At 71.7% G+C, this 13,665-nt stretch carries 11 protein-coding genes; 6 read left to right on the forward strand and 5 right to left on the reverse strand.

What is annotated here, in order from left to right:
• Positions 1–55: 55 nt before the first annotated feature.
• Positions 56–886 (reverse strand): ABC transporter permease, encoded by an 831-nt coding sequence (locus OG257_RS30405; RefSeq protein WP_443054505.1) that lies wholly within the window; start codon positions 884–886, stop codon positions 56–58.
• On the reverse strand, positions 883–1,851 hold the full coding sequence (locus tag OG257_RS30410; RefSeq protein WP_329212693.1) for an ATP-binding cassette domain-containing protein: 969 nt from the start codon (positions 1,849–1,851) through the stop codon (positions 883–885). The genes OG257_RS30405 and OG257_RS30410 overlap by 4 nt, the downstream gene beginning before the upstream one ends.
• Positions 1,852–1,914: 63 nt before the next feature.
• Here OG257_RS30410 and OG257_RS30415 point away from each other — a divergent pair, with 63 nt between their 5' ends.
• The gene (locus tag OG257_RS30415; protein WP_329212694.1) at positions 1,915–2,625 is read left to right on the forward strand and encodes a TetR/AcrR family transcriptional regulator; all 711 of its coding nucleotides are present in this window, start codon (positions 1,915–1,917) and stop codon (positions 2,623–2,625) included.
• A 13-nt stretch (positions 2,626–2,638) separates the two neighbouring features.
• Here OG257_RS30415 and OG257_RS30420 read toward each other — a convergent pair whose 3' ends face one another.
• The 3 genes from OG257_RS30420 to hmgA form a co-directional block, all read right to left on the reverse strand.
• Positions 2,639–3,880, reverse strand: coding sequence for a type ISP restriction/modification enzyme (locus OG257_RS30420; RefSeq protein ID WP_329212695.1), 1,242 nt, complete (start codon positions 3,878–3,880; stop codon positions 2,639–2,641).
• A gap of 70 nt (positions 3,881–3,950) precedes the next feature.
• On the reverse strand, positions 3,951–4,727 hold the full coding sequence (locus OG257_RS30425) for a GntR family transcriptional regulator (protein WP_329212696.1): 777 nt from the start codon (positions 4,725–4,727) through the stop codon (positions 3,951–3,953).
• Between the two features lie 43 nt (positions 4,728–4,770).
• Complete coding sequence (gene hmgA, locus OG257_RS30430) at positions 4,771–6,090, reverse strand: homogentisate 1,2-dioxygenase (protein WP_329212697.1); 1,320 nt, start codon at positions 6,088–6,090, stop codon at positions 4,771–4,773.
• A gap of 253 nt (positions 6,091–6,343) precedes the next feature.
• On the opposite strand from hmgA, the gene OG257_RS30435 reads away from it, so the two are divergent.
• The 5 genes from OG257_RS30435 (at position 6,344) to OG257_RS30455 (ending at position 13,527) form a co-directional block, all read left to right on the forward strand.
• Positions 6,344–6,955: a TetR/AcrR family transcriptional regulator gene (locus OG257_RS30435; RefSeq protein ID WP_329212698.1), complete on the forward strand. Its 612-nt coding sequence runs from the start codon at positions 6,344–6,346 to the stop codon at positions 6,953–6,955.
• A 138-nt stretch (positions 6,956–7,093) separates the two neighbouring features.
• Complete coding sequence (locus OG257_RS30440) at positions 7,094–9,274, forward strand: molybdopterin oxidoreductase family protein (RefSeq protein WP_329212699.1); 2,181 nt, start codon at positions 7,094–7,096, stop codon at positions 9,272–9,274.
• 121 nt (positions 9,275–9,395) lie between these two features.
• Positions 9,396–10,799, forward strand: a complete 1,404-nt coding sequence (locus OG257_RS30445) for a CitMHS family transporter (protein WP_329212700.1) — start codon at positions 9,396–9,398, stop codon at positions 10,797–10,799.
• Positions 10,799–12,049 carry an MFS transporter gene (locus OG257_RS30450; protein WP_329212701.1) on the forward strand — a complete coding sequence of 417 codons (1,251 nt, stop codon included), beginning with the start codon at positions 10,799–10,801 and terminating at the stop codon, positions 12,047–12,049. The genes OG257_RS30445 and OG257_RS30450 overlap by 1 nt, the downstream gene beginning before the upstream one ends.
• Before the next feature lie 140 nt (positions 12,050–12,189).
• Positions 12,190–13,527, forward strand: a complete 1,338-nt coding sequence (locus tag OG257_RS30455) for an ABC transporter ATP-binding protein (protein WP_329212702.1) — start codon at positions 12,190–12,192, stop codon at positions 13,525–13,527.
• Positions 13,528–13,665: the final 138 nt, after the last annotated feature.

The raw sequence follows: 13,665 nt of genomic DNA on the forward strand, positions 1-13,665 counted from the left end.
CCTGTACGCAGCACTTCTGTCATCCCGTCCGCCCCCGCTCGCGGGCGCTCGTGGTTCAGTCCGTGCCGCGTGCGTACCGGCGCACGGTCAGCGGGACGAACACGGCGAGCAGCACGGCCGCCCAGGCCAGCGTTCCCGCCACCGGGTGCGCGACCGGCCAGGCGGAGCCCTCGGCCGGGGAGGCGTTGCCGAAGAGGTCGCGGGTGGCCGAGGCGAGGGCGCTGATCGGGTTCCACTCGGCGACGGTGCGCAGCCAGCCCGGCATGTCGTCCGTCGGGATGTACGCGCTGGAGAGCAGCGGCAGGATGAAGGTGGCACTGCCCAGCTGCCCCGCGGCCTCCTCGTTGCGGATGAGCAGGCCGAGCCAGTAGCCCGCCCAGGACGTGGCGAACCGGAACAGCAGCAGCAGTCCGTACGCCCCGAGCGCGGCGGCCGGGCCGCCCTCGATCCGCCAGCCCGCCGCGAGTCCGACGAGCATCAGCGGGATCATGCCGACGGCCGTGGTCAGCACCTCCGCGGCCGTGGAGCCGAGCGGTACGGCGGCCCGGCTCATCGGCAGCGTACGGAAGCGGTCCATCACCCCGCGGTCGCAGTCCTGGGCCGCCTGGAACATTCCGGTCATGAGGCCGTTGGCCGCCGTCGCGGCGAGGAGGCCGGGCACCAGGAAGGAGCGGTACTCCTGCCCGGGGACCGCCAGTGCGCTGCCGAACACGTAGCCGAAGAACAGCAGCATCGTGATCGGCATGGTCTGGGTCAGGATCAGCACACCGGGGGCGGCTTTGATCTTCTGCAGCTGGCGGCCCACCATGGCCAGGCTGTCGGCCGTCAGGGAGCCCGTGACGGCGGGCGCAGGGGTCCGCTCGCGGACCGGGGTCGTCGTGCTCATGCTGCCGGCTCCTTCGGTGCGCGGACGTCGCCGCGGTCGGTCAGTCGGAGGAAGGCCTCGTCGAGGGTGGGCGGGCGCAGGCTCGCATCGATCACCGGGACACCCGCGGCGTCCAGTTCGCGGACGATGCGCGGCAGTGTGAGGGTGGCGTCGGACGCGACGACGCCGACGGTGCGGTGCTCGTGGTCGAGCGCCGGTTCGGCGCCGGTCAGCTGGTCGAGCACGGCCGCCGCGGCCCCGAGCGCCGACTCGTGTGCGACGACGACCTCCGCGTAACTGCCGATGAGGGACTTGAGTGCGGCCGGAGTGCCCCGGTGGGCGGCCCGGCCCCGGTCGATCAGCACGATGTCGTCGGCGAGCTGGTCGGCCTCCTCCAGGTACTGCGTGGTCAGCAGGACGGTGGTGCCGCGTCCCGCCAGTTCGCGTACCGCCTCCCAGATCTGGTTGCGGCTGTGCGGGTCGAGGCCGGTCGTCGGCTCGTCGAGGAAGAGCACCTGCGGGCGGGTGAGGAGTCCGGCGGCGAGGTCGAGGCGGCGGCGCATGCCGCCCGAGTAGGTGCGGGCGGGGCGGTCGGCCGCCTCGGTCAGCCCGAAGCGTTCGAGGAGCTCGTCGGCGCGCGAGCGGCCCGCGGGACCCCGGAAGCGGAGCAGCCGCGCGAAGAGGCGGAGATTCTGCCGCCCGGAGAGCTCGCCGTCGATCGAGGTGCTCTGCCCGGTGACTCCGATGGCCGCGCGCACGGCCGCGGCCTCGCGGACCACGTCGTGGCCGGCGACCCGCGCGCTGCCGCCGTCCGGGCTCGTCAGCGTGGTGAGCAGCCGGACGGCGGTGCTCTTTCCCGCGCCGTTCGGCCCCAGCACACCGCAGACGGAGCCCTCGGCGACGGCGAGGTCGAGCCCGCGCAGGGCATGGACGTCTCCGTAGTGCTTCTCCAGACCTTCACTAAGTACAGCGTACGTAGTTGTCATGGGCCTACCGTAGCGCACTACGTACGGTGTACGTAACTACGATGGTGAGCGAGGTGATGACCGATGGCGGGGCGACCCCCTGTACCCGAAGTGATCTGGGCGCGCCCCGAGCGGGCGGGCCGCGGGCCCAAGCCCGCTTTCAGCCGTGCGGACATCGCGGCAGCCGCCGTGCGTATCGCCGACGCCGAGGGCCTGGACGCGGTGTCGATGCGCAAGGTGGCCGCGGAGCTGGGCTGCGGCACGATGTCGCTCTACAACTACGTGCCGCGCAAGGAGGACCTGTACGAGCTGATGCTCGACGCGGTCAGCGGCGGCTACGACCTGCCGGAGAAGCCGTCCGGCGACTGGCGCGCCGACATGACGGCGCTCGCGCACCAGGCCCGCGCGATGATGCACCGCCACACCTGGGTGCCCCGGCTGATGTCACCGGTCTACGGATTCAGCCCGAACGTACTGGCCTACATGGAGTACACGCTGAGCATCCTGGACGGGCTCGACGCCCGGTTCGGCGAGAAGATGGAACTCATCGCCATGGTCAACGGCGTGGTCACCACCTATACGGCCAACGAGATCGCCACGGCCGAACGCAGCCGCTCGCTGCCCTGGACCGAGGAGCAGGAGCACGCGGCCCGCACCAACTACCTGATCAGCCAGATCATGACCGGCAAGTACCCGCGCCTGGCAGCCGGGTTCGCCGAGGACTCCGGGCCGATCGATCTGGAGGGGGTCTTCGACCGGGCGCTGGGCCGGGTGCTGGACTCGTTCGAGCGGTAACCGCCTGCCGGGGTCACAGCAGCGCGAACTGCCCCTCCGGGCCCTCCTCGTGGTGGTCGAGGACCGAGGCGGGCCGCCGCGCCATCGGGGGAGCCGGGACCACCCCGGCCTCCCGCAGCGCGTCGCGGGTGACAGCGGGCTCCGCGGTGAGCCGCTTGCGCAACGCCTCCTGTGCGGACCGCAGCTCACCGAGCAGGGCGAGGACGGTGATCAGTTCGAGCAGCTCGGACGTCCACTCCTGCGGCCAGTCGCGCGGTCGCAGCGCCTCCAGGCCTTCCCGCCCGTCCTGGGCCGTGCGGCGCTCGAACCAGAGCTCCAGCATGGGGACGCCGCTCACCCGGAACTCCCACGCTCCGGCCGGAACGGGTGAGATGCGCCCCTCGCCCGGCCCCTCGCCGAGGGTGAGCACCTCGTCCTCGGAGTCGTAGCGCAGCTCGGACGGCCGGGGCGGTATCGCGGCCCGCACATAGGGCCGGCGGCCGCCCGGCAGCCGGGGACGCTGCCCGCCGTGCGCCCCGCGCAACTGCAGGCGCAGCAGCTCCCGGCCGAGCTCCACACCCTCGGCCCACAGGGTCCCGTCGGCGGGCAGCGGCACGAGACATCCGGCGGGGGAGGGGCGGGCGACGGCGAGTGTCCAGGCAAGGACGGACTCCGGATCGACCGGGGCCGCGTACCGGTCGCCCAGCAGAGCGAGCAGGCCGGGCGCGAGATTGGGCTCCCGGCCACCGGGCCGCCGGTAGAGCGGGCGTATCCGGCCCGGCCGGCCGGCGGGGGAGTGCCCGTCGGGCAGCAGCGCCGTCACGGACAGGGCGGGCCCGGTGTCCTGCGGTACGTATCCGTGCTCGACGGCGAAGACCTGGTGCCCGTCGGCGACCCGCCACAGCTCGGGGCGGGCCGCGTCGAGCAGCCGCTGGTCGGGGATCAGCCACTGCTCGTCGAAGGGGCCGTGCAGGATCCGTACCGGTTCGGGGCAGGGGCCCGGGTCCCGGGCGAACCGGCCCGTCGCGGTGGTGCGGCCCGGCAGCGCCGCGGCCGCGGTCAGGGGGCTGCGCGAGCGGCTGGACCGGAACAGCCGTTCCTGCTCGGCGCCCTCGGCCCGTACCAGCAGATCCCAACGGGCCCTGAGGGACGCCGCGTCCGGCGCGGTCACCCAGGGGCGCCCCGTTCTCAGGGGCCGCACCGACCAGGGCATGAGGTCGTCGAGCAGCGGGATCCCCTCGGCCCCGCCGGCTCCGGCCGCCACCCGTGCTGCCACCGTGTCGTCCTCCCCGTCGCCACGTCCGCCGCCCAGGGCATCGTAACGGCGGGCGGCGGGGGCGGGGCGGTCAGTGCGCTTCCACCGTCACGGAGAAGGAGAAACGGTCCCCCCGGTACCGGATGCGCGCCACGTCCACCACCCGCCCGTCGTCGTCGTACGTCACGCCCGTGTAGTGCAGGATCGGGCTGAGCAGCGGGACCTGGAGCAGCTCCGCCGTCGCCGGGTCGGCGAGACGGGCCTCGACCGTGTCCGTGATCCGGGAGATCCGCACGCCGACGGCGTCACGCAGCACCTTCGTCATCGGCCACCGCTCGAGATCGGCCACGTCGATCCTGGCCGCGATGTCGGGACGCACCGCGTTCTCCGCCCAGTTGGTGGGCTCGCCCGTCCCGTCGTCGCGGCGCAGCCGCCGGTAGTCGACCACCTCGGAGCAGTCGGGGAAGAACTCGGCCAGATCGCCCGGGACGGGGGTGGCGCCATGGCCGAGGACGGTCGTCCGCTCACCCGACTGCTGGGCGACGATGGCGTCGATCGAACCCAGCAGCCGGACCGGCGACACCCGCCGGGCGCGCGGCTCGATGAACGTGCCGCGCCGCCGGTGCCTGCTGATCAGGCCCTCCGTCTCCAGCTCCTTGAGCGCCTGGCGCATGGTCAGGACGCTGACGCCGTAGTGCGCGGCGAGCTGCTCCTCGGTGGGCAGCCGCGGCGAGGCGTCCTGCGGGCGGCCCAGTATCGAGGCCCGCAGGGACTGCGAGACCTGGTACCACAGGGGAAGCTTCCGGTTCAGCACGAGGGAGTCGGGGGCGAAGGCGGGCGTGTGATTCACCTCGTTCACCTGGTTCATCCGGTTCACCTGGACTCTCTGGGCAGTGGCCGGCTTCGGGGGTTCACGGCCGGAAGTTGCGGCTCAGACCCTGCCACACGTCGTCGTACCCGTGCTGCAGATGGTCCGCGGCCGCGGCCTGCGCGGTCGCCGTGACCGGCCAGCGGGTCTCGAACATGAACGCAAGCCCGTCGTCGATCTTCTGCGGCTTCAGCTTCGCGGCGCTCGCCCGGTCGAAGGTCTCACGGTCCGGTCCGTGCGCCGACATCATGTTGTGGAGCGAGCCGCCGCCGGGCACGAAGCCGCCCGCCTTCGCGTCGTAGGCGCCCTCGATGAGTCCCATGTACTCGCTCATCACGTTGCGGTGGAAGTACGGCGGGCGGAACGTGTCCTCGCCGACCAGCCAGCGCGGGGCGAAGACGACGAAGTCGACCCCGGCCAGCCCCGGGGTGTCGGACGGAGAGGTCAGCACCGTGAAGATCGACGGATCCGGGTGGTCGAAGCTGATGCTGCCGAGGACGTTGAAGCGGCGCAGGTCGTAGACGTACGGGGTGTGGTTGCCGTGCCAGGCCACGACGTCGAGCGGGGAGTGGTCGTACGTCGCCGACCAGAGGTTCCCGCAGAACTTGTTGACGACCTCGACCGGACCCTCACGGTCCTCGAACGCCGCGACGGGCGCCAGGAAGTCCCGCGCGGCTGCCAGGCCGTTGGCGCCGATCGGGCCCAGATCGGGCAGGACGAACGGCTGCCCGTAGTTCTCGCAGACGTACCCGCGGGCGGTGGCGTCCAGGAGCTCGACACGGAAGCGGACACCGCGCGGCACGAGCGCCACATGGCCGGGTTCGACGCGCAGCAGTCCCAGCTCGGTACGGACCAGGAGGCCGCCGCGCTCGGGCACGATCAGGAGCTCACCGTCGGAGTCGCTGAACACCCTGTCCGTCATGGAGGAGTTCGCGCTGTAGAGGTGAATGGCCATTCCGGTGCGCTGCGTCGCGTCGCCGTTGCCGCCCAGCGTCCACAGGCCGGCCAGGAAGTCCGTACCCGGAGCGGGCTCGGGGAGCGGGTCCCAGCGCAGCCGGTTGGGGTCGGGAACCGCTTCGGTGAAGGGAGCGGTGCGCACGGCGCCGTTGTCGACGCGGACGAACGGGGGATGGGCCGCCGAGGGGCGGATCCGGTAGAGCCAGGAGCGGCGGTTGTGTGCGCGGGGTTCGGTGAAGGCCGAGCCGCTCAGCTGCTCGGCGTAGAGCCCGAGCGGCGCGCGCTGCGGTGAGTTCCGGCCGTGCGGAAGCGCTCCCGGGACGGCCTCCGAGCCGTGCTCGTTGCCGAAACCGGCGCTGTACGTGAGAGTCTCCGCCGTCTTCCTGGCCTGTTCGGTGCCACTCATCATGCGCTCCCGTTGGAAGAGGAATCCCATGGATCCCCTGACGAAGAATCCTATGGACAACCGTAGGAATCGAAACGCCGCCCGTCAACGGCATACGGGCACCGCTGTGCCGTGTCCGTGACGGCCGGTGCGGAAACGCGGCGGGAGCAGGTGCGGACACGGGTGCTGCGGGCCGGGCGGGACCGGCGCACCGGACCTCCGGGCCCGCGCACGGTGGGCCCACCTCCGGCCGGACCCACGGCATCATGGAGCCGTGCCCCATGCGAACACGAACCTCCGGCGCGCCCCCGTGCAGCAGCGCAGTGCCGAACGCCTCGCCCGGATCCTCGACGCCTGCGCCGAGCTCCTGGACGAGACCGGCTACGAACAGCTCTCCACCAGGGCGGTGGCCGACCGTGCCGGTGTGCCCATCGGATCCGTCTACCGGTTCTTCTCCAACAAGCGGGGGCTGGTCGACGCACTCGCCGAGCGCAATCTGGACCTCTACGCCGAGCGCATCGTGGCCCGCCTCGCGGACATCCCCACCGAGGACTGGCGGAGCGCGATCGATGCCGTACTCGACGAGTACCTGGCGATGAAGCGCTCGGTCCCCGGCTTCGCCCTCGTCGACTTCGGTCCGCCCGCGCCGGCCGGCGACCCGCTCGACGAGTCCAACCGCAGGGTCGCGGGCCGACTGGCCACCCTGCTCTCCGGTCATCTCGGCCGCGACCCCGACACCGATCTGCTCCGGACGGTGCTGGTCTGCGTCGAGGCCGCCGACGCGGTGCTCCAACTCGCCTTCCACGCCGACCCGTCGGGTGACCCGGCTCTGATAGGGGAGACCCGCGTGCTGATCCAGGCCTATCTCGCGCGGGTCCTCGAATGACAGGTGGTGCCAACACCTCGCCAGCATCCGTACCGGTCGGTATGCTCGATCCGGCCGGGAGCTCGCACCCCCTGTGCGGTCCGCGGCCCGACGGCGCATGCCCGTGCGCCACCGCTGTCGCCGCCCCGGGGAGGGCCCATGTCCCACGATTCCCGCACCGCTCTGCGTATCTGCCCGCTCTGCGAAGCCACCTGCGGACTCACCCTCACCATCGAGGGAACGACGGTCACCGGCGCCCGCGGCGACCGTGACGACGTCCTGAGCCAGGGCTTCATCTGCCCCAAGGGCGCGTCCTTCGGGGGTCTGGACTCCGACCCCGACCGGCTGCGCACCCCACTCGTGCGCACGGACGGCGTCCTGCGGGAGGCGACCTGGAGCGAGGCCTTCGACCTGATCGCCGCGAGGATCCCGGCCCTCGTCCAGGAGCACGGCAAGCAGTCGGTCGGCGTCGTCCTCGGCAACCCCAACGTGCACACGATGGCCGGCGGGCTCTATCCGCAGCTGCTGCTCTCCACGCTCGGCACCCGCAACGTCTTCACCGCGAGCACCCTCGACCAGATGCCCAAGCACGTCTCCAGCGGCCTGCTCTTCGGCGATGCCAACGCCATCGCCGTACCCGACCTGGACCGCACCGCCCATCTGCTCCTGATCGGCGCCAATCCGCTCGAGTCCAACGGGAGCCTGTGCACCGCCCCCGACTTCCCGGGCAAGCTCAAGGCGCTGCGCAAACGCGGCGGCACCCTCACCGTCATCGACCCGCGCCGCACCCGCACCGCCCGCCTCGCGGACCGGCACGTCGCGATCCGCCCCGGAGCCGACGCCCTCCTGCTCGCCGCGCTCACCCAGGTCCTCATCGAGGAGAAGCTCGCGGACCCCGGAGCGCTGGCCGAGCACCTCGACGGCTACGACGAACTGGCCGAAGCCATCGAGGACTTCACGCCCGAAGCGGTGGCCGCCGCCTGCGACATCGACGCCGGCACCATCCGTACGATCGCCCGCGAACTGGCCGCGGCCCCCGCCGCGGCCGTCTACGGACGCATCGGCAGCTGCACCGTCGAACACGGCACCCTGGCCAGCTGGCTGGTCGACGTGCTCAACATCCTCACCGGCAACCTCGACCGCCCCGGCGGCGCACTCTTCCCGCTCTCCGCCACCGCCCGCGCACCCCGTGCCGCCGCCCCCGGCAAGGGCTTCGCGCTCGGCCGCTGGGCGAGCCGTGTCTCCGGGCACCCCGAGGCCAAGGGTGAACTGCCCGTCGTCGCACTCGCCGAGGAGATCGAGACCCCGGGGGAGGGGCGCATCCGTGCCCTCGTCGTCGTCGCGGGCAACCCGGTACTCTCCGCGCCCGACGGCGACCGGCTCGACCGGGCGCTCGCCGAGGGCCTCGACTTCATGGTCAGCGTCGACCCGTACCTCAACGAGACCTCACGCCACGCGGACGTCGTGCTGCCCCCGCCGCCGCCCTCGCAGAGCGCCCACTTCGACTTCGCCCTCAACTCCCTCGCCGTGCACAACCAGGTCCGCTACACCCGGGCGGCCGTCCCGCTGCAGGACGACCGCATGGCCGAGAGCGAGATCCTCGCCCGGCTCGTCCTCGCCGTCGGCGGTATGCACGGGGCAGCGCCCGAAGCGGTCGACGACATGGTCATCGCCGCCACCCTCGAAAGGGCCGGCCTCCCGGAGGAGTTCGCCGCCGAGCTGACGGGCCGCACCGGCGCCGAGCGGCGCCTCGACCTGATGCTGCGCCTCGGCCCGTACGACCTCACGCTGGAAGGGCTCCTCGCGCATCCGCACGGCATCGACCTCGGTCCGCTGAAGCCCCGCGTCCCGCAGCTGCTCAAGACCCGCAGCGGCCGCATCGAGCTGTTCCCCGCCCCCATCGCCGCCGATCTGCCACGGCTCCGGGAGGCACTGGACGAACGGCCCACGGGTCTCGTCCTCGTCGGCCGCCGCCATCTGCGCTCCAACAACAGCTGGATGCACAACGTCGCCTCCCTCCGTGGCGGCTCGAACGTCTGCACCCTGCAGATCCACCCCGACGACGCCGCCCGTATCGGGCTCGCCGACGGTGCCACGGCGCGGATCACCGCGGCGGGCGGCGAGGTCGAGGCGCCCGCCGAGATCACCGATGCGGTGCGGACCGGAGTCGTGAGCCTTCCGCACGGCTGGGGACACAGCCGTCCGGGCACACGCATGTCCGTCGCCGAGACCGGGCCGGGAGTCAATGTGAACCAGCTGCTCGACGGCACCCTCCTGGACCCGCTGTCCGGCACCGCTGTGCTCAACGCCGTCCCGGTCTCCGTAGCGCCAACTCTCTGACCTGGGGTTTTGCTCGTATTGCTCACACGTCAACATCTTGTTAACAGCCCGACGGGACACCTAACGTCATCCGAACCGCCGAGACCGGTGAGAGTTCAAAGGTGAACGTTAGGTATCCCACATGCTGACAATCCTCGGATTTGCCATGATCGCGACCTTCCTGGTCCTGATCATGATGAAGAAGATGTCGCCGATCGCGGCGCTGGTCCTGATCCCCGCACTCTTCTGCGTAGCCGTCGGGCAGGGTGCCAAGCTCGGCGACTACGTCATCGAAGGCGTCGGCACCCTCGCGCCGACCGCGGCGATGCTGATGTTCGCCATCGTCTACTTCGGCGTGATGATCGACGTCGGCCTCTTCGATCCCGTCGTCAGGGGCATCCTGCGCTTCTGCAAGGCCGACCCGATGCGGATCGTCATCGGTACGGCGGTGCTCGCCGCGATCGTCTCCCTGGACGGCGACGGCTCCACCACCTTCATGATCACCGTCTCGGCCATGTACCCGCTCTACAAGCGGCTGAAGATGAGCCTGGTCGTGATGACCGGTGTCGCCGCCACGGCGAACGGTGTCATGAACACCCTGCCGTGGGGCGGTCCCACCGCCCGCGCGGCCACCGCGCTCAAGCTGGACGCGGCCGACATCTTCGTCCCGATGATCCCGGCCCTCGGCGTCGGACTGCTCGCCGTCATCCTCCTGGCGTGCGTCCTGGGCCGTCGCGAGCGCAAGCGCCTGGGCACACTCACTCTCGACGAGGTGCTCGTGCGGGAGCCCGAGACCGTTCTCGTCGGCGCGGGCGGCGGCGGTGACCGGCCGGCGAAGGGCACAGCGTCCACGGGCGGCGGAGACGCCGCCGAGGACCACGCGGACGGTGACAGCGGCGAGGACTTCAAGGGGCTCGACCCCGACAGGCCGACCCTGCGCCCCAAGCTCTACTGGTTCAACGCCGGCCTCACCGTCGCCCTGCTGGCGTCGATGATCCTGGAACTGATGCCGATCCCGGTGCTCTTCCTCCTCGGCGCGGCCCTCGCCCTCACGGTCAACTTCCCCCATATGCCCGACCAGCGGGCCCGCATCGCCGCCCACGCCGACAACGTGCTCAACGTCTCCGGCATGGTCTTCGCCGCCGCCGTCTTCACCGGGGTGCTCACCGGCACGGGCATGGTCGATCACATGGCCGACTGGCTGGTCGGGGCCATCCCCGAGGCGATGGGCCCGCACATGGCCGTCGTCACCGGCGTACTGAGCCTCCCCCTCACCTACTTCATGTCCAACGACGGCTTCTACTTCGGCGTCCTGCCCGTGCTCGCCGAGGCCGGTGCCGCCCACGGCGTCTCCTCGCTGGAGATCGCCCGGGCCTCCCTGGTGGGCCAGCCCCTGCACATGTCGTCCCCGCTCGTGCCCGCGGTCTACGTCCTGGTCGGCATGGCGAAGGTCGAGTTCGGCGACCACACCAAGTTCACCGTCAAGTGGGCCGTGCTCACCTCGCTGGTGGTCCTCGGCGCCGGAATCCTCTTCGGCATCATCTGATGCCTGCGGAACCACGGCCCGGCAGGGGCTGGCTGCTGCGCCTCGTCATCGCCTTCGCCTTCGCCCAGGGCGCGGTGTCGATGGCGCGGCCCGCCGTCTCCTACCGGGCCCTCTCGCTCGGCGCGGACGAGAGCGCGATCGGCGTCATCGCCGGGGTGTACGCGCTCCTGCCGCTCTTCGCCGCCGTACCGCTGGGCCGCAGGACCGACCACGGCCGCTGCGCCCCCCTGCTGCCGCTCGGGGTCGTACTGATCGGCGGGGGCTGCGCACTCAGCGGCACGGCCGGCTCCCTCCCGGCCCTGGCGGCCTGGAGCGGACTCATGGGCCTCGGACACCTCTGCTTCGTGATCGGCGCGCAGTCACTCGTCGCACGGCAGTCGGCGCCCGCCGAACAGGACCGCAACTTCGGCCACTTCACGATCGGCGCCTCCCTCGGCCAGCTCATCGGCCCGATCGTCGCCGGCTACCTCATCTCGGAGCGGGACGGCGCCATGGCCCGTACCAGCGCCCTCGCCCTCCTCGTCTCCGCAGCCGTCGCGGTCGTGTCCTTCACCGCGCTGTGGCGCATCGAGCACCGCACGGCCGCCGGCTCCCCCTCGGAAGCGGCACAGAAGGTGCCGGTCGGCCGGATCCTGCGCACCCGTGGCGTCCCGGCCGGCATCTTCATCAGCCTCGCCGTACTCTCCGCAACCGACATCCTCACCGCCTACCTGCCGGTCGTCGGCGAACAACGCGGTATCGCACCCGCCACGGTCGGACTGCTGCTGAGCCTCAGGGCCGCCGCGACCATCGCCTGCCGGCTGGCGATGACACCGATGCTGCGGGTCCTCGGCCGGAACGCGCTGCTCACCACGACCTGCCTGCTCGGCGGCCTGATCTGCGCGGCCATCGCGCTGCCCGTACCCGTCCCGGTGCTCGCCGTGATGCTCGCCCTGCTCGGCTTCTGCCTGGGTGTGGGCCAGCCCCTGTCAATGACGACCGTCGTCCGCGCCGCCCCTGCGAAGGCGCGTTCCACCGCGCTGGCCCTCCGGCTGACCGGGAACCGCCTCGGCCAGGTGGCCGCCCCCGCGACGGCGGGTCTGACCGCCGGAATCGCGGGCAGCGCCGCACCGTTCGTGATGCTGGGCGTGCTGCTCGTCGGGGCGGCGGGGCTCGGTCTGCGCGGCGGCCGGACGCAGGCCTCGGAAGTCTCTCCCACCCCACCCGTCCCAGCGACCGGACACCCCTGCGCAAACCGGAACCCCACCTGACACATCCGGCCTGCTCCGCCACTTCGCCGACTTAACTTTTTAACCTGCGCGCGAGTCATTCCCACACCCCGCCCGGTGGGCTAACTTCGGCCACGCAGCCGCTCCCCACGTGCAGCCCACCCACCTCCCCGGGCGGAACCATGACTCGTGCCATCTCCCTGCACAGTGTGAGCAAGACGTACGGACGGGCTCCGCGTGCCGTCGACAACTTCTCGCTGTCCGTCGACCCGGGTGAGTTCGTCGTGCTGCTGGGGCCGTCGGGCTGCGGCAAGTCGACCGTGCTCCGCATGATCGCGGGCCTGGAGGAGATCTCCGAGGGGGAGCTGCTGCTCGACGGCGAGCCCGCCAACCACGTGTCGCCGCGCGAACGCGGCATGGCCATGGTCTTCCAGAACTTCGCGCTCTATCCGAACATGACCAATCGCGCCAACATCGGCTTCCCGCTGAAGCTGGAGAACCCGCGCAGGGACAACAGTGAGCGCGTCGAGGCCACGGCCAGGATGCTCGGCATCGAAAGCGTGCTCGACCGGTACCCCGGCCAGCTCTCCGGCGGCGAACGCCAGCGGGTCGCGATGGGCCGGGCCATCTCGCGCCATCCCTCCGCCTTCCTGATGGACGAGCCGCTGTCCAACCTGGACGCGAAGCTGCGCAATCACCTGCGGGCCGAGATCTCCCAGCTCACCCGGGAGCTGGGCGTCACCACCGTGTACGTCACGCACGACCAGGCCGAGGCGATGTCGCTCGGCGACCGGGTGGCCGTGATGCGCGGCGGGGTGCTCCAGCAGGTCAGCACGCCGCGCGAGGTCTACGCGACACCGGAGAACGTGTTCGTCGCCGCGTTCATCGGCACCCCCAGGATCAATCTGCTCCAGGCCGTCGTCCACGCCCCGCTCGAGGGGCGCATGTCCATCGACCTCGGCCGGCAGCGCCTGCCGCTGCCCGAACCGCTCAGCCCCGACCACCAGCTGCTCCGCATCCAGCAGGGCCGCCGGATCATCGTGGGCCTGCGCTCCGAGGCGGTCCGGATCGCACCGCCCAGCCATGCCCGCCGGGGCGAGGTCGCGCTCAGCGGCATCGTCGAGCACGTCGAGTACCAGGGGCACGAGGCGCTCGTCCACCTCAACACGGGTTCACAGCCCGCGGTGGTGCCCGACCTGGAGTCGGCCCGCCAGCAGTCGCCCCAGCGCCGCCGCCGCGCACCCGGTGGCGGGATCGGCGTACTGGAACGACTGAAGCAGCGCGCCACCGGTTCCGTCGCCGTACTCGACAAGCCGGACGCGGAACCGTACGCCGTACGCAGCCCCGACCGGCCGGCCGTCACGGCGAGCGACCTCGTGGTGCGCACGGGCCCCGACATGCGGCTGCGGGCCGGCGGGCAGGTGCCGCTCCTCGTCGACCTGGCGCATCTGTACGTCTTCGACCACTCGGGGCGCCGGATCTGCCCCCTGCCCAAGGTCATTCCGGGGCTCGACGTGTGACTGCCGGCCGCGGCCGTGCGTGACCTGTGTCTCCAGCCGTTCCCTGGCGCCGAAAAACTAACAGCGCTAGTTTGGGGCCGGGACGGCATCCGTCCGTACGACGCACGGCTACGGCGGCAGGCACAGCAAGCCCGGGAG

Origin of the sequence: Streptomyces sp. NBC_00683 (genome assembly GCF_036226745.1) — a bacterium.
Classification (GTDB): Bacteria; Actinomycetota; Actinomycetes; order Streptomycetales; family Streptomycetaceae; genus Streptomyces.

Excerpts from the sequence above, each read along its gene's own strand:
- OG257_RS30410 (WP_329212693.1), bottom strand. The coding sequence starts at position 1,851 with ATGACAACTACGTACGCTGTACTTAGTGAAGGTCTGGAGAAGCACTAC.
- OG257_RS30405 (WP_443054505.1), bottom strand. The coding sequence starts at position 886 with ATGAGCACGACGACCCCGGTCCGCGAGCGGACCCCTGCGCCCGCCGTC.
- OG257_RS30425 (WP_329212696.1), bottom strand. The coding sequence starts at position 4,727 with ATGAACCAGGTGAACGAGGTGAATCACACGCCCGCCTTCGCCCCCGAC.
- OG257_RS30440 (WP_329212699.1), top strand. The coding sequence starts at position 7,094 with ATGTCCCACGATTCCCGCACCGCTCTGCGTATCTGCCCGCTCTGCGAA.
- hmgA (WP_329212697.1), bottom strand. The coding sequence starts at position 6,090 with ATGAGTGGCACCGAACAGGCCAGGAAGACGGCGGAGACTCTCACGTAC.
- OG257_RS30445 (WP_329212700.1), top strand. The coding sequence starts at position 9,396 with ATGCTGACAATCCTCGGATTTGCCATGATCGCGACCTTCCTGGTCCTG.
- OG257_RS30450 (WP_329212701.1), top strand. The coding sequence starts at position 10,799 with ATGCCTGCGGAACCACGGCCCGGCAGGGGCTGGCTGCTGCGCCTCGTC.
- OG257_RS30415 (WP_329212694.1), top strand. The coding sequence starts at position 1,915 with ATGGCGGGGCGACCCCCTGTACCCGAAGTGATCTGGGCGCGCCCCGAG.
- OG257_RS30455 (WP_329212702.1), top strand. The coding sequence starts at position 12,190 with ATGACTCGTGCCATCTCCCTGCACAGTGTGAGCAAGACGTACGGACGG.